Annotated in this window: 21 protein-coding genes; 9 read left to right on the forward strand and 12 right to left on the reverse strand. The window is 61.1% G+C overall.

Translation table 11 applies throughout. From position 1 onward, the window contains the following. Positions 1–2: 2 nt before the first annotated feature. Complete coding sequence (locus tag V6590_RS10860; protein ID WP_335422957.1) at positions 3–1,310, reverse strand: FliI/YscN family ATPase; 1,308 nt, start codon at positions 1,308–1,310, stop codon at positions 3–5. Positions 1,311–1,394: 84 nt separating this feature from the next. Between V6590_RS10860 and V6590_RS10865 the strand changes: the two genes are divergently transcribed. From V6590_RS10865 to V6590_RS10905, 9 genes are read left to right on the forward strand one after another with little or no spacing between them, the layout of a single operon-like run. After that, positions 1,395–1,778, forward strand: a complete 384-nt coding sequence (locus V6590_RS10865; RefSeq protein ID WP_335422793.1) for a FlgB family protein — start codon at positions 1,395–1,397, stop codon at positions 1,776–1,778. A 2-nt stretch (positions 1,779–1,780) separates the two neighbouring features. Continuing rightward, positions 1,781–2,161: a flagellar basal body rod protein FlgC gene (gene flgC, locus V6590_RS10870; protein ID WP_335422795.1), complete on the forward strand. Its 381-nt coding sequence runs from the start codon at positions 1,781–1,783 to the stop codon at positions 2,159–2,161. A gap of 12 nt (positions 2,162–2,173) precedes the next feature. Next, the gene (gene fliE, locus V6590_RS10875) at positions 2,174–2,464 is read left to right on the forward strand and encodes a flagellar hook-basal body complex protein FliE (protein WP_335422797.1); all 291 of its coding nucleotides are present in this window, start codon (positions 2,174–2,176) and stop codon (positions 2,462–2,464) included. After that, a complete protein-coding gene (locus tag V6590_RS10880) occupies positions 2,461–2,727 on the forward strand; it encodes a flagellar biosynthetic protein FliQ (protein ID WP_335422799.1) in 267 nt (88 codons plus the stop codon). Before fliE ends, V6590_RS10880 begins: the two co-directional genes overlap by 4 nt. Before the next feature lies 1 nt (position 2,728). Continuing rightward, positions 2,729–3,442, forward strand: a complete 714-nt coding sequence (locus tag V6590_RS10885; RefSeq protein ID WP_335422801.1) for a flagellar hook-basal body complex protein — start codon at positions 2,729–2,731, stop codon at positions 3,440–3,442. Between the two features lie 8 nt (positions 3,443–3,450). Then, positions 3,451–4,236 carry a flagellar basal-body rod protein FlgG gene (gene flgG, locus V6590_RS10890; RefSeq protein ID WP_335422803.1) on the forward strand — a complete coding sequence of 262 codons (786 nt, stop codon included), beginning with the start codon at positions 3,451–3,453 and terminating at the stop codon, positions 4,234–4,236. 41 nt (positions 4,237–4,277) lie between these two features. Next, positions 4,278–4,655: a flagellar basal body P-ring formation chaperone FlgA gene (gene flgA / locus V6590_RS10895; protein ID WP_335422806.1), complete on the forward strand. Its 378-nt coding sequence runs from the start codon at positions 4,278–4,280 to the stop codon at positions 4,653–4,655. 9 nt (positions 4,656–4,664) lie between these two features. Next, positions 4,665–5,384, forward strand: coding sequence for a flagellar basal body L-ring protein FlgH (gene flgH, locus V6590_RS10900; RefSeq protein ID WP_335422959.1), 720 nt, complete (start codon positions 4,665–4,667; stop codon positions 5,382–5,384). Between the two features lie 8 nt (positions 5,385–5,392). Next, entirely contained in the window at positions 5,393–5,863 is a 471-nt protein-coding gene (locus tag V6590_RS10905) for a flagellar basal body-associated FliL family protein (protein WP_335422809.1), read from the forward strand. A gap of 55 nt (positions 5,864–5,918) precedes the next feature. Here V6590_RS10905 and V6590_RS10910 read toward each other — a convergent pair whose 3' ends face one another. From V6590_RS10910 to V6590_RS10960, 11 genes are all read right to left on the reverse strand, one after another. After that, positions 5,919–6,248 carry a hypothetical protein gene (locus V6590_RS10910; RefSeq protein ID WP_335422811.1) on the reverse strand — a complete coding sequence of 110 codons (330 nt, stop codon included), beginning with the start codon at positions 6,246–6,248 and terminating at the stop codon, positions 5,919–5,921. Next, a complete protein-coding gene (locus tag V6590_RS10915) occupies positions 6,245–7,330 on the reverse strand; it encodes an EscU/YscU/HrcU family type III secretion system export apparatus switch protein (protein ID WP_335422813.1) in 1,086 nt (361 codons plus the stop codon). The genes V6590_RS10910 and V6590_RS10915 overlap by 4 nt, the downstream gene beginning before the upstream one ends. Beyond that, complete coding sequence (locus V6590_RS10920) at positions 7,327–8,103, reverse strand: flagellar biosynthetic protein FliR (protein WP_335422815.1); 777 nt, start codon at positions 8,101–8,103, stop codon at positions 7,327–7,329. Before V6590_RS10920 ends, V6590_RS10915 begins: the two co-directional genes overlap by 4 nt. Continuing rightward, positions 8,100–10,175, reverse strand: coding sequence for a flagellar biosynthesis protein FlhA (gene flhA / locus V6590_RS10925; protein WP_335422817.1), 2,076 nt, complete (start codon positions 10,173–10,175; stop codon positions 8,100–8,102). The genes V6590_RS10920 and flhA overlap by 4 nt, the downstream gene beginning before the upstream one ends. Next, a complete protein-coding gene (locus tag V6590_RS10930; RefSeq protein ID WP_335422819.1) occupies positions 10,175–10,729 on the reverse strand; it encodes a transglycosylase SLT domain-containing protein in 555 nt (184 codons plus the stop codon). The genes flhA and V6590_RS10930 overlap by 1 nt, the downstream gene beginning before the upstream one ends. A gap of 218 nt (positions 10,730–10,947) precedes the next feature. Next, a complete protein-coding gene (locus V6590_RS10935) occupies positions 10,948–11,382 on the reverse strand; it encodes an SRPBCC family protein (protein WP_335422820.1) in 435 nt (144 codons plus the stop codon). Between the two features lie 109 nt (positions 11,383–11,491). Then, positions 11,492–12,793: a xylose isomerase gene (gene xylA, locus V6590_RS10940; protein WP_335422822.1), complete on the reverse strand. Its 1,302-nt coding sequence runs from the start codon at positions 12,791–12,793 to the stop codon at positions 11,492–11,494. Continuing rightward, positions 12,790–14,229, reverse strand: a complete 1,440-nt coding sequence (xylB, locus tag V6590_RS10945) for a xylulokinase (protein ID WP_335422824.1) — start codon at positions 14,227–14,229, stop codon at positions 12,790–12,792. The genes xylA and xylB overlap by 4 nt, the downstream gene beginning before the upstream one ends. 1 nt (position 14,230) lies before the next feature. After that, positions 14,231–14,998 (reverse strand): ATP-binding cassette domain-containing protein, encoded by a 768-nt coding sequence (locus tag V6590_RS10950; RefSeq protein WP_335422826.1) that lies wholly within the window; start codon positions 14,996–14,998, stop codon positions 14,231–14,233. Between the two features lie 13 nt (positions 14,999–15,011). After that, entirely contained in the window at positions 15,012–16,331 is a 1,320-nt protein-coding gene (locus V6590_RS10955; protein ID WP_335422827.1) for a sugar ABC transporter permease, read from the reverse strand. 126 nt (positions 16,332–16,457) lie between these two features. Beyond that, a complete protein-coding gene (locus V6590_RS10960; protein ID WP_335422829.1) occupies positions 16,458–17,483 on the reverse strand; it encodes a substrate-binding domain-containing protein in 1,026 nt (341 codons plus the stop codon). Positions 17,484–17,620 lie beyond the last annotated feature (137 nt).

Consider the following 17,620-nt stretch of genomic DNA (forward strand, 5'->3'; position numbering starts at 1 on the left):
TCTCACAGGCGAAGACATTCTTCCAAACGGCGAAAGCTGTAAGCCGGTCCCGGTGATTCTTCTGCCAGAAATGCATCCAGAGCAGGCCAAACCCTGATCGCCTGATCAACGATCGGGTCAGAACCCTTGGCATATAGTCCCGCCTGAATCATCATTTCCGCCCTGTCATAGGCGCCAAGCAAACGCCGAGCATCGCCGATCATCCCATTCTCCTCTGGGCTTGCCGCCTCGGGCAGACTGCGGGACACTGAGCGCAGCAAATCTACGGCGGGGTAACGTCCGCGTTCCGCAATTCGGCGGTCCAGCACCACATGGCCATCCAACACGCCGCGCAAGATATCGGCAACCGGTTCGTCCATGTCTGAGCCAGCCACCAAGACCGAAAAGATCGCCGTGATGTCCCCTGCCCCTTCCGGACCCGGGCCAGCCCTCTCTGCCAAAGCCATGATCGTATGGCTGGTCGAAGGCGGATAGCCCCGCAGATTACCCTCTTCGCCCGTAGCCAAGGCGATCTCACGGTGAGCCTCGGCAAAGCGGGTAATCGAATCGGCGAGGAACAGAACATGCCGCCCTTGATCCCGGAAATGCTCTGCCACGGCCATAGCGGTCCAGGCGCAACGACGTCGGCTGAGCGGTGACTGGTCCGAAGTCGCAGCAATCACAACGGCGCGCTCCATCCCCCTGGGGCCAAGGACCCTGTCGGTAAACTCGCGAAGCTCACGCCCGCGTTCGCCAATAAGGGCAATGACCACCACATCAGCCTCAACGCCCCTTGCGAACCGCGCAAGCAAGGAGCTTTTGCCCACCCCTGACCCGGCAAACAGGCCCAGCCGCTGCCCTCGGACAAGAGGCAACACGGTGTCGAAAGCGGCTGATCCGGTTGCAAGTCGCGCCCCAAGACGCCGACGTGAAGCAGCCGCGGGAGGCGGCGTCCGCAGATCGCGCGGGAATAGCCCACGAAACAGCGGCCGCCCGTCCAGGGGGCGACCATAAGGATCGATCACACGCCCGATCCAGCCATCATCCGGTGCGATCATGGCATGGCCTTCCAGCTCGACCGCGTCACCAATCCGCGCACCGTCGGGCGGACTGTCGGGCAGAATCGTCTGGCTGCCTTGCGCCAACCGCACCACCTCACCGCCGATCAGGCCTTGTCGGGTACAAATCGCAACCCTGTCGCCCAGGGCTGTATCCTCTGGAAACCCCGCAACCTTAACAGTGCCTCGGCCCAATTCGCGCACCCGGCCGACCCGGGCAGAAACTCGCACCGCGCCAATTTCTGCGCGCAACGGATCAAAAATGCTGGTCATGGGATTCTCCCTTCGGTCTCTGATTACTGTTTCTAAAGGAATCACCCTTAAGTCTTGGTGAAGGTAATCGAGGGAGAAGCCCCGATGTTTGAGAAACTTGAAATCGTCAGAATGGCGCAGGCTATGGCATCCCACGCGGGGAAACGTCAGGCTGTCATCTCGACCAATATCGCGAATGCGGATACCCCCGGCTACAAGGCGCGGGATATCGCAGACTTTGCTGAAACCTACCAAGAACTACGTCACATGCGCTCAACTCGGGCAGGGCACATTGACGCGCTCCCTCCCGGTCAGGCTGAACCTCAGCTCCGCTTTGTCAAAGGCGCCGAATCGCCGGATGGCAACAGCGTCTCGCTCGAAGCGGAAATGGTTCGTGCAGTGGAAACAAAGCAAAGCCACGACATGGCTTTGGCAATTTACCGCACCGCATCTGACGTTATTCGTACCAGTCTTGGGCGGCGGGCATAATCATGGCTGACCTTTTCTCATCACTGCGGACCGCAGCCTCCGGGATGGAAGCCCAATCTGCCCGCCTACGCCATGTTTCGGAGAACATCGCCAATGCCGATACGCCCGGCTATCGGCGCAAATTGATCAGTTTTCGGGAGGCTGTGGAAAGCGGAGGGGTGGAGCCGGGGAAAATCCGGCTCGATCAAACCGAATTGCAGCGAATTTATGACCCCGGAAATCCGCTGGCCGACGAAACGGGTCACTATGATGGATCAAACGTCGATCTGGTGATCGAAATCGCCGACGCGCGGGAAGCGCAGCGCAGCTATGAAGCCAACCTCAAGATGTTCGATCAGGCAAGGCAGATGACCCAAAGCCTGTTCGATCTTCTGCGCAGATAAGGGAGATCCAGAATGGATATGCGCACGACCATTGCCGCCCAGACCTATGCAACTGCCAAAACGGCAGCCGCACCGCAGCCAGGAACCGGTGAAACCGGTAAGGGGCTTTTGGCGGCCGCGGAGGAATTCGCGGGCATACTGGCGGCAGGTGACGAAACGGCCCGGGCCGCGATGACCGGCCGGGCCGACCCTCACGCTCTGGTTCAGGCTTTGGCCTCCACCGAATCGGCGGTGAACACTGTTGTCACGGTTCGCGACAAGGTGGTCGAAGCCTATCAGGAAATTCTGAGGATGCCGGTATGACCGATGATCTGATCTTCGATTTCCTGCGCCAGGGCCTTTGGATCGCCGTGAAAATCTCGATCCCGCTTCTGACCGTGGCGCTGGTTGCGGGGATCGCCATCGGCCTGTTGCAGGCCCTCACGTCAATTCAGGAGATGACGCTGACCTTCGTTCCAAAGGTCGGAGCGATGATGATCGTTTTCTGGGTCTCGATGAGTTTCATGACCGCGACGCTCGTCGGGTTCTTCACGGAACAGATCATTCCGCAGATTGCAGGGGGCTGAGATGGACGCAACAGGTTACACCACGTTGACCCGGCAATCCGGCCTGATGCGCGAGATGCAGGTGATCGCCAACAATATCGCCAACACCTCGACAACCGGCTTTCGCCGTGAAGGCGTTGTGTTTTCGGAATATGTCAGCCGGATGCAGCATGATCCTTCGCTGTCGATGGCTCGGGCTTCGGCCCGCAATGTGGATCTGACGCAAGGCGAGGCCCAGGCCACCGGAGGTGCCTTTGATTTTGCCATCGAAGGCGAGGGCTTCTTTCTGGTCGAAACGCCGAACGGCAATCGCCTGACTCGTGCCGGCAGCTTTACACCATCGGCCGAGGGCGAATTGGTGAACCCGGATGGCTACCGCCTGCTTGATCAGGGCGGGGCACCGATTTTCGTTCCCCCGGATGCTGGCCCCGTTGCACTGGCACAGGACGGTACGCTGTCAGCGAACGGTCAACCTTTGGGTCGGGTTGGACTTTGGGGCCCGACCGACCCAACCGGCCTGCGCCACGAAGGAGGAACACTCTTCCTGTCCCTGCAGGGCGAAGAGCCGCTCGAAGGCGGTACGATCCTGCAAGGCCATGTAGAATCCAGCAATGTGAACAGCTTTACGGAAATATCCCGCATGATCGAAGTCCAGCGTGCCTATGAGATTGGTCAGACCTTTCTCGACCGCGAGGACAGCCGGTTGCGCAATGTGATCCAGACCCTCAGCCGATAGGAAATCCGATGAAGGCGCTTCAGATCGCCGCGAGCGGCATGACTGCCCAGCAAATGCGGGTCGATGTCGTGTCGAACAACCTCGCGAACATGTCCACGACCGGCTATAATGCCCGAAGGGCAGAATTTGCCGATCTTCATTATCAGCAGATTGCCCGACCTGGCACTGTTTCAGCCGAGGATGGCACGATGTTGCCAACCGGCGTACAGATGGGCATGGGTGTGCGGCCTGCCGCCGTGTCGATCGTTCTGGCGCAGGGGCCACTGACCCAGACCGGGGGCGATCTGGATGTGGCTATCGAAGGACGCGGCTACCTGGAGGTCACGCTGCCTTCCGGCGTTTCGGCCTATACGCGTGACGGCGGGCTCAAGCGCACAGCCGAAGGTCTGATCGTCAACTCGGATGGCCATCAGGTTGCGCCGGGGATTACCATTCCCGCCGATGCACGCAGCCTGACCGTCAATGCCGATGGCGAAGTATACGCCCATTTCATCGATCAGGTGCAACCGCAGCTTCTGGGGCAGCTGAACCTGGTCGGCTTCACCAATGAAAAGGGGCTGGAAGCGATCGGTGGCAACCTGTTCCTTGAAAGCGGGGCCTCCGGCCCGCCCATTGTCGGAACACCCGGCCAGGACGGGCTGGGTACTCTCCGCCAGGGATATCTGGAAGAAAGCAGCGTTGATGCCGTTCGCGAGGTGACCGAGCTCATCAAGGCGCAGCGCGGGTATGAGCTGAACGCCAAGGTCATCACGGCCGCCGACCAGATGCTGTCTGCCACCGCACAGGTGCGCTGATGCTGAGGGTCCTGCTGCTCGCCCTTTTGCCGACAGCACTGATGGCCGAGACCGTCGTGCCAACGCGCACGATCCGGGCAGGGCAGACCATCGCGGCAGGGGATGTGACTGTCATGGCAGGCACCGTAGAAGGCAGTTTTGAAAACCCGGAAGATGTACTGGGCCAGGAAGCCCGGGTCACACTCTATGCCAAACGCCCCATCGGTTTTGATCAGATCGGCCCCCCCGCCGTGGTGGATCGCAACCAGATTGTGCCGCTCGCCTATCATGCGGGGGGCCTGCAGATCCTGACTGAAGGCCGCGCACTGGCGCGCGGCGGCGTGGGCGATGCCGTCCGCGTGATGAACCTGAGTTCGCGCAGCACGGTGACAGGCATCATTGGCGATGATGGCACCGTCTATGTCGGCAATACCCCGTAAAGGATGACCATGCGCCGCCTGATCCTCTGCACCCTCTGCCTTGCCGCCTGTTCCCGAATGGAGGCCGTGGGCAAAGCCCCCGATTTTTCGCCGATCGAGGGCAGCTATCAGCACCATGCGATGTATTCGACACCGTTTCCCGAGGATATTCCGCCACAGGGCCCGACCGATGCTTCGTCGCTTTGGACGGCGAACCGGTCGTCCTTGTTTGGGGAACGGCGCGCGCAGCAGCGGGGTGATATCCTGACTGTGGTCATCGAAATCGATGACAAGGCCGAGATCTCGAACACAACCGGACGAGGCCGCAGCAGTAGCGATACGATGGGGGTCGATGGCTTCTTCGGCATACCCGAACGCCTGAACGAAAAACTGCCCGAAGGCGCCAGCATGGCCGAGGCCGTCGGCACAAGTTCGGCCAGCAATTACAAGGGCAACGGTTCGGTATCCCGCAAGGAAAAATTGACACTGCGGGTTGCAGCAACTGTTGTCGAAGAGCTGGCGAATGGTGTGTTGCGCATCGAAGGCCAGCAAGAGGTTCGGGTCAATTACGAACTGCGCGAACTGATCGTGACAGGCTATGTGCGCCCCACCGATATCTCGCGCCAGAACGAAATCACCTATGACAAGATTGCCGGCGCCCGGATCAGCTATGGCGGGCGCGGCCAGATCACCGATGTGCAACAGCCCCGCTATGGCCAGCAGATCGCCGACATCATTCTGCCGTTCTGAGGATTGCCATGAAACGCCTGCTTCTCCCTATCATCCTGATCCTGATCGGAGCTGGCGGCGGTATCGGCGCGGGCCTGTTCCTGCGCCCTCCTCCGGCCGAAGATCACGGCGCCGAGGACGAGCACAAGGAACCCGAGCCTCTGCCCCCGGAGCTGCAGCCTGAATATGCCAAGATGAGCAACCAGTTCATCATCCCGGTGGTCGAAAAAGGACGGGTGATTTCACTGGTGGTCATGTCGCTCAGCCTTGAAATCAAGCAGGGCACAACTGACGCCGTCTTTGCGAAGGAACCGAAACTGCGGGATGCATTCCTGCAGATCCTGTTCGACCATGCGAATGCGGGCGGGTTCAACGGGGCCTTTACCGAAGGATCAAACCTGCTGCTCCTGCGCAAGGCCATGTTGGAAATGGCAAACAAGATCATGCCCGACACCATCACAGATGTGCTGATCACCGATATCGGCCGGCAGGATTCCTGAAACTGATCCGACAGATAGCAGCGGCAAGAACAAGGGGGCCTAAGGCCCCCCGACGTCATTTGCGCGTGTCACGCAACTTGCGCAGCACCTCTGATTTGCCAAAGGCCAGACGGGCATCTTCCTGGCAGCCCATCCACTCCACAGTCTCACGCGCCAGCTGCATGTTCAGTTCACGCCGACGCTGATCCGCCCAGCGCTGATAGGTCAGATTGGCCTGTGCGGCAGCAACCAAAGGCAAATCCTCGGCCGGGGGGACATTCAGCCCCGCGATTCTCTCACGGGTCGCTTCGCGCCGGGCTGCGGCGGCGCGAAGTTCTTCCAGGCTGCGCTCTTTCAGCATGGCTGCCAGATCGGCCAGAACCTTCAAACGCGGATCACCCTTCATCCGGCACCTCCTTTCGCGCGCTTGCGCATGGCTTCTGCGAAGCGGATCGCCGCGGCAACAGAACGGTAGTGATCGCGCTGGATCTCGTCTCCGATCTCGACCGTTGCATAAAGCGCGCGGGCCGTCGGCGGGTCGGAGTGAATGGGCACCTTTGCCTCGACCGCCTTTTCGCGGATGCGCGCCGCGACTGCATCAACCCCCTTCGCCACACAGACCGGAGCCCGCCCTGATCTGCGATCCCACTTGAGCGCCACAGCATAGTGGGTCGGGTTCACGATGACGACATCAGCCTTGGGAACATCAGCCAGCATCTGATTCAGCGCCAGTTCCTGACCACGGCTGCGCCGCTCTTGTCTGGCCTGGGGATCGCCTTCGCTTTCCTTGTGTTCATCCATCATGTCCTTGCGCGACATGCGGTTGGATCGGTGATGTTCAGCGACTTGCCAGATGTAGTCGGTGCCGCCCAGCACCACGGCAATCAGGAAAACGATGAACAGGAACCGCAGCAACAGATCGAACAACAGCTGTGCCCCACCAGCCGGCGACAGGTAAAGCGATCCGAGCATCTGATCGAGGTTCCCCAGCAGGAACCACCCCAGCACAGCCGACACCAGACAAAGCTTCACAAAACTCTTGCCGAATTCGAAAAGACCGCGTCGCCCGAATTTCTGCCCGGCATTCGCAATTGGCGATATGCGCGACAGTTTCGGCATCAGGTTGTCGGGTGTGAACAGGAAGGCCCGCTTGACGGTCAAAACCGCCAGCACAGCGACAGCCGGCAGCAGGAACATCGGCGCAAGGCCGAAAAGCAAGGGAAACCCGATCCCCGGCACCACGGCGCGCGCACCGCGCGAGAGTTGCAGTGACAGGCTGTCTGCATGGTCGATCAGCCCGGCAAGGGTCTGCCCGATCACGATCATCGACCAACTGCCCGGGCCAGCAATTGCCAGCAGCACGCCCCCGAAGGCGGCGGCGACCAGAAGATCCGGCGAACGGGGAATGCGTCCCTTTTCACGCAGATCGTCCAGCCGTTTCTGGCTGGGTTCAAATGACTTGTCGTCGCTGTCGTCTTCCTCGCTCATTGGGCGACCCCGGTCGGATCGGCCAGATAGGCATCAAGCGCCTGCATCCAGACCGTGAGCATCAGGGGCGCAGCCAGGGCAAACAGCGCAATTCCACCCAGCGTCAGGGCAGGTGCGCCGACAAAGGCCACCATCAACTGCGGCATGGCCCGGTTGATGACCCCAAGAGCCACATTGTACAGCAGCGATCCAATGACAAACGGTGCCGCTAGCGACAAGGCCAGCCCGGTGGCCCGACCAGCCTGATGCAGCCCCCATTGCAGCAAATCAGGTGCAGGCAAGACGCTGCCGGGCGGAAACAGATCGTAGGACAGGATCATCATTTCCGCCGCCCGCACATGCAGCCCGGCAGCAACGGCCACGGCCAATGCCGCCAGTGTCAGGATATTCGCGATGACAGGTTGCGGCTCGCCCGCAATGCCAAACAACTGCGCCAGAGACGTCGCCTGGGCAATGACCATGCCCGCGATCTGCAGTGCAAAAATGAAGAAACGGAGACCTATACCCAGCATGAGCCCTACCGCCGCCTCAGACAGCAAAGGCGTCAGCGCCCCAAGGCTTTCATTCGGAATACGGTCAATCACCGGTGGGGCCACGACAACCGAGAATGCCAGAGCGACGCCCAGCTTTACCCGTTGCGGCACCATCTGGTCGCCGAATGCGGGCAACAGGGCCACCGCAGCACCAACCCGGACAAAGATAAGAAACCAGCCCAACACCATCGGCTCGGCCACACCGGCAAGATCGGCCAGAATGGCGATCAGTTCGGTCATGCCGGTACGACGCCAATCATGGCGGGGCGAGCCTCCATGCCGATTTCCTCGTAAGACAGAACCGGCGCGGGCAGGCCCTTGGCCCCCAACACCGTCCGCAGGAAACGCCGACGCGCCGTGGAGGTTACGAGCGCCGGATAGCTGCCCTGCTCGGCGGCCTTGTTGAACCGCTCGGCCAGAGCATTGGCCAGGCGGCTGAACTGTTCCGGGGGCAGCGCGACATCCCGCACGCCGCGATCGGAATCCATCTGGTAGGTGGTGAATGTCTTTTCCCATTCCGGCGCCAGCTGGATCAGCGGGATCGTGCCGTCCTCGCGCTTCAGTTCAGCGACAAGCTGGAAGCCAAGGCGTTGACGGACATGTTCGCAGACAGCTTCGGGCGTACCCATACCTCGGGCTTCTGAAATGGCTTCCAGGATCAAGGGCAGATTGCGGATCGAGACCCGTTCCTCCAGCAAGAGGCGCATCACATTCAGCAACAGATCGACCGGCACGCGATCAGGGATCAGTTCATCGATCAGGCGTTTGTTGGCTTCGGCCCGGGTTCTGTCCGAAACATTGGTGAATTCATCCAGCAACCGGCGCAGCCCCTTGAGCGTCAGCAACCGCGCCAGATTGGCCTTGAGGATTTCCAGAAGATGGGTCGCCAGAACCTCGGGCGGTGAAACGACGGTCAGGCCCGCGATCGCCGCATCTTCCTGATCATCCTGCGAAATCCAGCGCGCTGGGGCACCATAGACCGGCTCGCGCACATCCACCCCAGCCGGTGCCGGAATCCCTTCTGTCAGCAGCACCAGAACCCGGTCGGGCATCAGGCGATCACGCACCCGTTCAACCCCCTGCAATCGGATGCGATAGCTTCCAGATGGCAGGCTGGCATCGTCAGTCAGGCGGATCTCTGGCAGGATCAGACCATAGCTGGTTGCAATATAGGTGCGCATGTTCTGGATACGCGCATCCAGACCGGTGGCAGGATCAAGCACCATGGCCACCAGATTTGGCGCGAATTCGATGTGGATGTCATCAAAGTCCAGCACATCGCCCATGGATTTCGGCTTTGCGGGTTCTTCCTGCGGCTGTTCGGCTTGTGCTTCGCTACCCGACGGGGCTTTGGCCTGATGCCATGCCGCCCATCCCAACAGGCCCGCAGTCACCATAAAAGGAATAAAAGGCAGACCCGGCACCAGCGCGAAAAGCCCGAGCAAAAGCGCAACCGTCCCAAGCGCAGCCGGGTATTGGCCCAACTGCCGAAAGAACGATACGTCAACGGCGCCCTTGGCCCCGCCCCGCGCCAGCAGGATCGCTGCGGCCACCGAAATGATCACGGCCGGGATCTGGCTGACAAGACCATCGCCTACCGTCAGAATGGCGTAGGTCTCGAAGGCAAGACCTGCGGGCATCCCCTGGACAACGATCCCCATGATCAGGCCCATGACGATGTTCAGCAAGGTGATAAGCAACCCCGCCACCGCATCACCCTTGACGAACTTCGACGCCCCGTCGAGCGAGCCGAAAAAGTTGGTTTCAGCCAATTCGCGTTCGCGCCGCATCTTGGCCTCAGTGTGGTCGATCGCGCCAGCAGCCATATCGGCGTCAATGGCAAGCTGACGGCCCGGCATGCCGTCCAGCGCGAACCGGGCGCCAACCTCGGCCATACGGCCCGCGCCCTTGGTGATGACCATGAAGTTCACGATCAGCAGCACAAGAAAGATCACCAGACCCAGCAAAAGGTTGCCGCCCATGATGAAGCTGGCAAATCCTTCGATCACATGGCCTGCGGCATCGGTGCCAGTATGACCCTGCCCAATGATGAGCTTGGTGGACGATACGTTCAGCGACAGCCGCAGCATGAGCGAGGCCAGCAAGATCGTCGGAAAGGCCGAAAAATCCAGCGGCCGCTCCACAAACAGCGTGACCGTAAACATCAGGATGGCCAGCGCGAACGAGGCCGCAAGCCCGACATCCAGCAGCCAGCTGGGCACCGGCAGAATCATCATGGCGATGACCGCCATCAGCGCCATGGCCAGAAGGACGGTCGGGCGGAACAAGGCTGCGACAGACATTTGGGGCATCATGGCATCGGCCCGAACAACGATGCACCACCCGAAACAAGGGGCATCAACGACCCTGACGAGGCCCGACCAGCCCCGGCGACCAACAGCGGGAACCGGTTTTCGCGCGCGGCTGGCTGGCTGTTGTCATCCGCCCAAAGGCCCTGATCTGGTGGTGGAGCTCCCTCCATGCTTCCCAAAATGTCGGCAAAGCGGGTGGCATATTTTTCCGCATATTCCGGCGTTCCGGAATGATAAGCGGCGGCCGCGGTGATCCAGTCGCCCGTTTCCTGATACTTCGACATCAGATAAGCCGCAGCATAGCGGGCGTTTGCCTCTGGGTCGAACATCTCGGTGACCGAGGGGAAACTGTCCGCGTGCCAGCGGTGGTTCAACTGAAAGCAGCCGATATCAATATTGCTGTACCCGAATTCCAGCTGCGCTTCGACAAACTGAACCGCCTCATCCGCCGTATCGAACCAGTATCCCTGTCCGGCCTGATTTACAGCCCAAGGCCATGGCTTCAATACGCCCCCGTCCTCCCTGCCGGTTTCGGTTCGGGTCAGAGCCTGCATCACATGGGCCGGTACCCCGGTGGCGCGGGCAGCACGGGCTGCCGCCTGGTCACAGAGTTGAGACGAGCGTGCAGCCAAAACAGGGACAGGCAAACAAACGAGCAGGAAAAGCGCAAAGCAAGCCCGGATCATGGGTTCGGATTCTCCGACAGCAGGTCATTCGTGACTGCGGTCAGACTACGGTCCGAATCTTTCCAGAAGGTAAGCGCCTGGCGGGTTTACCCTTGTGCCGTCAGGTTCTTGCCAAGCCGGTCAAAGAAACCTTCGGCCATCTTGCGGGCACTGCGGTTGACCAAAAAGCTGCCCAGGGTCATGCCAGCCAGATTGACTTTGGATTCAATGTCATAGGTGAGCTGCGTTCCCCCATCTGCGGGATCAAGCGTCACGACACATTTGCCATTGGCGCGATGCGTCAGGGTGGCATCCATCTGCAGGACACGGCCCGGCTCTATCTTCCTGATCCACAAATGTGCGCCAAGGATGCGGCGCAGATAGCCAAGCTCGACCAGAACCTGCATGTCGATCTGTCCATCAGGGCGCTGATGCAGCATCTTGATCATGGGCAGCGCCGCGCGCAACTGCGCCGGGTCTTGCAGCGCATCCCAAACCCGATCGGGTTGGGCAGCGATATGGACGGTATTGCGCAATTCCATAGGGGGGGTGCTCCATGACCTGTGGCGCATCATCTGTTATCGGCAGTGTTTCCGTCCAATTGCGCGCCAAGGCAAGGGGGGCCGGATGAATCCGGCCCCATTTTTCCTGTCAAAGGAAGCGATTCCACAGGTTTTCCAGCCGCTCCTGCCGCCCTGACTTCGGCTCCGGCTCGAGACCTTCGGCAGTCACGCGTGCAGCGGCGGCTTCAAGCCCGCCTGCAAGCATCGCCTGCGCGGCGGGGGTATTCCAGCCCGCATAGCGCGCATCGCGCGCGGCCTCCAGCTCGCCGCTTTCCAGCAGGGCTGCGGCGCATTTCAGCGCGCGGGCGCAGGTATCCATGCCGCCGACATGGGCAAGGATCAGATCTTCGGGATCCAGACTTTGACGGCGCACCTTGGCATCAAAGTTGGTGCCGCCGGTGGTGTAACCGCCCGCGCGCAGGATTTCATAGAAGGCCAGCGCCTTTTCCGCATGATTGTTCGGGAACTGGTCAGTATCCCAACCGGACTGGTAATCGTTGCGGTTCATGTCGATGGAACCAAAGATACCCAGGCTCGCAGCCAGGGCGATTTCATGCTCGAAGGAATGGCCCGCAAGGATGGCGTGGCCTTGTTCGATATTCACCTGCACCTCTTTTTCCAGACCATATTGCACGAGGAAGCCGTAAACCGTGGCCACATCGTAATCATATTGGTGCTTGGAGGGCTCTTGCGGCTTCGGTTCGATCAGGATGGCGCCCTTGAAGCCGATCTTGTGCTTGTATTCGACCACCTGTTGCAGGAAGCGGCCGGCATGGGCGCGTTCGGCCTTCAGATCGGTGTTCAGAAGGGTCTCATAGCCCTCGCGCCCGCCCCAGAGGACATAGTTCTGCCCGCCCAGTTTCAGCGTGGCATCCATGTTCGCCTTCACGTTCGCCGCCGCATAGGCGTAAACGTCCGGGTCGGGGTTGGTGGCGGCGCCCGACATCCAGCGCTTGTGGCTGAACATATTGGCGGTGCCCCAGAGCAGCTGGGTTTTGTGGGCGGCCTGTTTTTCACCGAGGTAATCGACGATTTCCTCAAGGTTGCGCAGGGTTTCCGCGAAGGTGGCGCCTTCGGGCCGCGCATCGGCATCGTGGAAGCAGTAGAAGGGCGCACCAAGGATATCGAACATCTCAAACGCCACATCGGCCTTCAGCTTGGCCAGAGCCATGCTGTCGCCAAACCACGGGCGATCAAAGGTCTGGCCGCCGAAGGGGTCGCCGCCCGGCCAGGCAAAGCTGTGCCAATAGGCAATGGCGAAGCGGAGGTGATCCTCCATCCGCTTGCCCATGACCACCTCGTCGGGGTTGTAATGGCGGAAGGCAAATTCGTTGGTGCTACTGGGCCCCTCATGGCGGATCTGGGGGATACCCTTGAAGAATTCGGTCATTTCAGTCCTCGGATAGCAGATTGGGCGGCGCGGAACCGGGCATGGCCCGCGTCAAACGCATCGACAAGAGCCGTAACAGGCTCGATCACACGGGAAATCGGCGGCAAGCTGGCAATCTCTGCCCCTGCCCCGGTAGCTGCCATGATAGCCAGACGCGCGGCGCCAAAGGCCCCGCCAAAATCGCCAGACTTGGGCAGCATCACAGGCACGTTCAGCGCCGTAGCAATCGCGGCCAGCCAATAATCCGACCGCGACCCGCCGCCGACGGCGATCAATCGGTCCAGCCGCGTACCGGTCGCGGCCAGCGCATCACGGCAATCGCGGAAGGCAAAGGTCACGCCCTCCAGCACGGCCCGCGTTCCGGCGGCGCGATCGGTCACATGGTCCAGCCCGGTGAACGCGCCACGCAAGGCGGCATCGTTCAGCGGTGTCCGCTCTCCGCCCAGATAGGGCAGGAAAACCGCCTTGCCGGGCGATTGCAGCCCCCCCAGCTCGGCCGTCAGGGTGGCCGCCTCGTGCCCGACAAACCGGCCATACCAGTTGAGCGCGTCAGTTGCCGCCAGAATGACCCCCATCTGGTGCCATGTTCCCGGCAAGGCGTGGCAGAATGTGTGAACCGCAGTTTCCGGTGTCGGCTGATAGCCGTCATTGGCCGCGAATAGCACGCCCGATGTGCCAAGACTGACAAAGGCATCCCCCGCCCTTACCACGCCGACCCCGACACCGGAGGCCGCGTTGTCGCCCCCGCCGCCCGCAACGATCACAGCTTTGGGCAGGCCCCAGCGGGCCGCAAGTTCATCGCGCAGCTTGCCCGAAACTTCAGCCCCTTCAACAAGTCGCGGCATCTGATCCCGGCTCAGCCCGGTTGCGGCCAGCAGATCATCCGACCAGTCGCGCCGCCCGGTATCGAGCCAGCTTGTGCCCGCCGCGTCGGACATTTCGGCCACATGGTCGCCGGTCAGCCACAGGCGCAAATAGTCCTTCGGCAACAGAACCCTGGCAACCTGCTCCCAGATGCGTGGTTCATGCGCGCGGACCCAATCCAGCTTGGGCGCGGTGAAGCCGGGAAAGACGATATTGCCGCTGATCCTGCGGAACATAGGATCCCCGTCCAACACCGCTGCTTCGGCATGGGCGCGGGTATCGTTCCACAGGATGCAAGGGCGCAGCACCTCATCCGCGGCATTCAGCAGGGTGGCCCCGTGCATCTGCCCCGACAGACCGATGCCCACCACCCCCGAAAGGCTGGCCTTGCGGGCCAGCCCGTCCATCACGGTTTCTGCCGCCGCGATCCAATCGGCGGGGGCCTGTTCGCTATGGCCTTCCGCCGGGCGCGAAACGGTCAAAGAGGCGGTGGCTTCCGCCACCACCTCCTGACACTCGTCAATCAGAACACCCTTAAGCCCGGATGTCCCAAGATCCAGCCCGATATACATCTCAATAGGCCTGTGCGGGTTTCTTGCCCATGATGATCATCCCCAGGATGTCATCGTCGGTCACCTCGCCCACATTGACCGTCCCGACACGCTGGCCGTTCTTCATCACCACCGCCCGATCGCAAAGGTCCATCACGGCATGGATGTCATGCTCGATCAGGAAGATGCCCAGACCCTGCTTTTTCAGCTCCTGGATCAGCTCGGCCACCATCTGCGTTTCATGCGGGCCAAGTGCTGCGGTCGGTTCGTCCATGATCAGGATCTTGGCGTTGAAGTAAACCGCCCGCGCAATGGCCACCGATTGCCGCTGCCCGCCCGAAAGCGCCGATACCGGCACGTTGAACTTGCGGAAGTTGGGGTTCAGGCGGCCCATGATCTTGCGGGTTTCGGCCTCCATCGCGATGTCGTTCAGGAAACCGCCGGGGCCCACCAGTTCACGGCCCAGAAACAGGTTCGATGCCGCATCCAGATTGTCTGCCAGCGCCAGCGTCTGATAGATCGTTTCGATGTTATAGCTGCGCGCGTCGCGGGGGCTGCGGATTTCGGCCTTCGATCCATTGATGAAGATTTCGCCCGCATCCATCTGATAGGCGCCTGACAGGCACTTGATCAGCGTCGATTTGCCCGCGCCGTTATGGCCCAGCAGGCCGACCACTTCGCCGGGATACAGATCGACCGACACATGATCGACCGCCTTGATCCCGCCGAATGAAATCGAGATGTCGCGCATCTCCACCAGGGGGGTGCCGCTATTGGGGTTCTTGGTCATGGTCACGCTCCCCTTACTTCGCGCGCTTGCGATAGATGATGTCAACCCAGACCGCGAAGACGAGAACCGACCCCACGACGATGTTCTGCAGCGCGGCATCAAAGCCGATCAGCACCATGCCGGTCTGCAGCGATTGCATGACCACGGCCCCGATGATGGCGCCATAGATCGTACCCACGCCCCCGGCGAGCGAGGTGCCGCCGATCACCGCAGCCGCGATGACGTAAAGTTCGTCCAACGTGCCAAGGGCATTGGTCGCGCTGTTCAGACGGGCCGAGGCGACGATGGCCGACAGGCCGGTCAGGAAGCCCATCAGGGCAAAGATCTTGACCGTCATCACCTTGGTATTGATGCCCGACAGTTCGGCCGCATCAGGGTTGCCCCCCATGGCAAAGACATAGCGGCCAAAGCGGGTGCGGGTGGAAACCACCGTCATCACGATACCGACCGCAATCAGGATCAGCACCGGAATGGCCCAGCCATGGCTGATGAACAGACCGGTTTCCGGCACTGTGATGTTATTCGCGGTCGCATATTGCGCCACGATGCCCTTGGGCCAGGGATAGGCATTCACCAGCAGTGTGGCCCCGATCACCAGACCGCACCCCAGCACGGCCAGGAAGGCTTCGGCCCAGACCGGGCGCTGCGCAAAACCATGATGTTCGCGGTTCTTGCGACCCGCCACGATCTTCCACAAGATGAAAGCGCAGGCCAGCAGACCGACAATCCAGCTTCCCGTGGCACCGACAGATCCATAAGGGCCGCCGCCGATCAGGTTGAACGTCGGATCCAGCGGAGAAATCGTCTCGCCCCGGGCCAGCAGGAAGGACCCGCCGCGCCAGACCAGCAGGCCGCCCAGCGTCACGATGAAGGCCGGAATACCGCGATAGGCGACCAGCCAGCCATGGAAGGCCCCGATCAGCGTTCCAACCGCCAGACCGATCAGACAGGTCACAATCCAGATCAGCGGGCTGCCCAGACCAAAGATGTCAGGCAGAATGCGCGCCTGCGCGATGCCCATCACCATGGCGGTAAAGCCCAGAACAGACCCGACCGACAGGTCGATATGGCGGGTGACGATGATCAGCACCATCCCGCAGGCCATGATCCCGATCGAGGCTGTCTGAACCGAAAGGTTCCACAGGTTGCGCGGCGTCAGAAACGCGCCCTGACCATTGACATAGGCACCAACCAGGTGAAAGCCCAGCCAGATTACAAGCATGGCGCCAACCATGCCCAGCAGGCGGGTGTCGATCTCGGTGGCTTTGATGAAACGGGCAAAGGGGCTGAGCGATGGGTCAGCGCCCTGATGGGAATTCTGCGATGTGGTCATGGGGGCGTCCGGCACTACAGGGTGAAAGGTGCAGACGGGCAGGCGAAGGGGCCATCCTCGCCGGGCCAGTGCATATGGAATGAAAAACCCGGCGATGGCGGTCAGGCCATCGCCGGGCGCAGCGCCTTATTTGCAGGCAGCCACGTCGTCGGCAGCGCCTTCGCAAGCCTGCTCTTTGGAGATGTGGCCAGCGTCGATCACCAGGTTCAGGGTTTCCTTGGTGATCGGGGTCGGCGACAGGAAGATCGCGTTCATTTCAACGCCCTTCTCGCCACCCGAGAACTTGGTCGCACCTTCGATCGCGTCCAGAGCGGTGCCACCGGCCAGAGCCGAAGCGATTTCGGCGGCCTTTGCACCCAGTTGGCGGCTGTCTTTCCAGACCGAAACGGTCTGGGTGCCACGCGCCACGCGGTTCAGCGCGGCAAGGTCGCCGTCCTGACCGCCAACCGGGATCGCCAGGCCCTGGGCCTGCAGCGCGGCAATCGCACCACCGGCCATGCCGTCATTCTGCGCCAGAACCGCATCCACCGCGTTGTTGCTGGCGGTCAGGATCTGCTCCATGTTCTCTTGCGCACCTTCCGGCTTCCAGCCCGAGGTGAACTGTTCACCGACGATGGTGATTTCGCCGGCAGCAACTTTCGGGGCCAGCACTTCTTCCATGCCTTCACGCAGGAAGCCGGCATTGGCGTCGCCCGGATCGCCCTTGATGATGGCGAAGTTGCCTTTCGGCGCAGCCGCCACGACCGACTCGGCGATGATCTTGCCAACGCCCTTGTTGTCGAAGGTCAGGTAGAAGGCGCGCGGGTCTTCGATCAGACGGTCATAGGCCACGACCGGGATACCTTCGGCAGCGGCTTTTTCGATGGCAGGGCCGATGGCGTCCTTGTTATAGGCCAGCACGATCAGGGCATTGGCACCCTGGGCGATCAGCGCTTCGATATCGGTCAGCTGCTTGGCCTCCGACGCCTGAGCGTCGGCCGAGATATAGGTGTTGCCAGCCGCTTCCAGCGCGCCCTTGATGGCGGCTTCGTCGGTCTTCCAGCGCTCTTCCTGAAAGTTCGACCAGCTGACGCCGATGGTCAGGCCTTCAGCCAGCGCCGCCGAATTGAAACCGGCAGCCGCGATGACCGCAGCGATCAGAGCATTACGCATGTGTATCCTCCCTATGGATGCGGCCAGCGAATGGCCGGTCCGACGGATTCGTCGGCACGCAAGGAAAATGGCGTGAATAATTTCAGTTGTCAAAATAAAAGTAATGGTAGAACCTATGCGAGTTGAAAAATCTCGCA

Origin of the sequence: Gemmobacter denitrificans (genome assembly GCF_036964905.1) — a bacterium.
Lineage (GTDB): Bacteria > Pseudomonadota > Alphaproteobacteria > Rhodobacterales > Rhodobacteraceae > Gemmobacter > Gemmobacter denitrificans.

Excerpts from the sequence above, each read along its gene's own strand:
- V6590_RS10860 (WP_335422957.1), bottom strand. The coding sequence starts at position 1,310 with ATGACCAGCATTTTTGATCCGTTGCGCGCAGAAATTGGCGCGGTGCGA.
- V6590_RS10865 (WP_335422793.1), top strand. The coding sequence starts at position 1,395 with ATGTTTGAGAAACTTGAAATCGTCAGAATGGCGCAGGCTATGGCATCC.
- flgC (WP_335422795.1), top strand. The coding sequence starts at position 1,781 with ATGGCTGACCTTTTCTCATCACTGCGGACCGCAGCCTCCGGGATGGAA.
- fliE (WP_335422797.1), top strand. The coding sequence starts at position 2,174 with ATGGATATGCGCACGACCATTGCCGCCCAGACCTATGCAACTGCCAAA.
- V6590_RS10880 (WP_335422799.1), top strand. The coding sequence starts at position 2,461 with ATGACCGATGATCTGATCTTCGATTTCCTGCGCCAGGGCCTTTGGATC.
- V6590_RS10885 (WP_335422801.1), top strand. The coding sequence starts at position 2,729 with ATGGACGCAACAGGTTACACCACGTTGACCCGGCAATCCGGCCTGATG.
- flgG (WP_335422803.1), top strand. The coding sequence starts at position 3,451 with ATGAAGGCGCTTCAGATCGCCGCGAGCGGCATGACTGCCCAGCAAATG.
- flgA (WP_335422806.1), top strand. The coding sequence starts at position 4,278 with ATGGCCGAGACCGTCGTGCCAACGCGCACGATCCGGGCAGGGCAGACC.
- flgH (WP_335422959.1), top strand. The coding sequence starts at position 4,665 with ATGCGCCGCCTGATCCTCTGCACCCTCTGCCTTGCCGCCTGTTCCCGA.
- V6590_RS10905 (WP_335422809.1), top strand. The coding sequence starts at position 5,393 with ATGAAACGCCTGCTTCTCCCTATCATCCTGATCCTGATCGGAGCTGGC.
- V6590_RS10910 (WP_335422811.1), bottom strand. The coding sequence starts at position 6,248 with ATGAAGGGTGATCCGCGTTTGAAGGTTCTGGCCGATCTGGCAGCCATG.
- V6590_RS10915 (WP_335422813.1), bottom strand. The coding sequence starts at position 7,330 with ATGAGCGAGGAAGACGACAGCGACGACAAGTCATTTGAACCCAGCCAG.
- V6590_RS10920 (WP_335422815.1), bottom strand. The coding sequence starts at position 8,103 with ATGACCGAACTGATCGCCATTCTGGCCGATCTTGCCGGTGTGGCCGAG.
- flhA (WP_335422817.1), bottom strand. The coding sequence starts at position 10,175 with ATGCCCCAAATGTCTGTCGCAGCCTTGTTCCGCCCGACCGTCCTTCTG.
- V6590_RS10930 (WP_335422819.1), bottom strand. The coding sequence starts at position 10,729 with ATGCAGGCTCTGACCCGAACCGAAACCGGCAGGGAGGACGGGGGCGTA.
- V6590_RS10935 (WP_335422820.1), bottom strand. The coding sequence starts at position 11,382 with ATGGAATTGCGCAATACCGTCCATATCGCTGCCCAACCCGATCGGGTT.
- xylA (WP_335422822.1), bottom strand. The coding sequence starts at position 12,793 with ATGACCGAATTCTTCAAGGGTATCCCCCAGATCCGCCATGAGGGGCCC.
- xylB (WP_335422824.1), bottom strand. The coding sequence starts at position 14,229 with ATGTATATCGGGCTGGATCTTGGGACATCCGGGCTTAAGGGTGTTCTG.
- V6590_RS10950 (WP_335422826.1), bottom strand. The coding sequence starts at position 14,998 with ATGACCAAGAACCCCAATAGCGGCACCCCCCTGGTGGAGATGCGCGAC.
- V6590_RS10955 (WP_335422827.1), bottom strand. The coding sequence starts at position 16,331 with ATGACCACATCGCAGAATTCCCATCAGGGCGCTGACCCATCGCTCAGC.
- V6590_RS10960 (WP_335422829.1), bottom strand. The coding sequence starts at position 17,483 with ATGCGTAATGCTCTGATCGCTGCGGTCATCGCGGCTGCCGGTTTCAAT.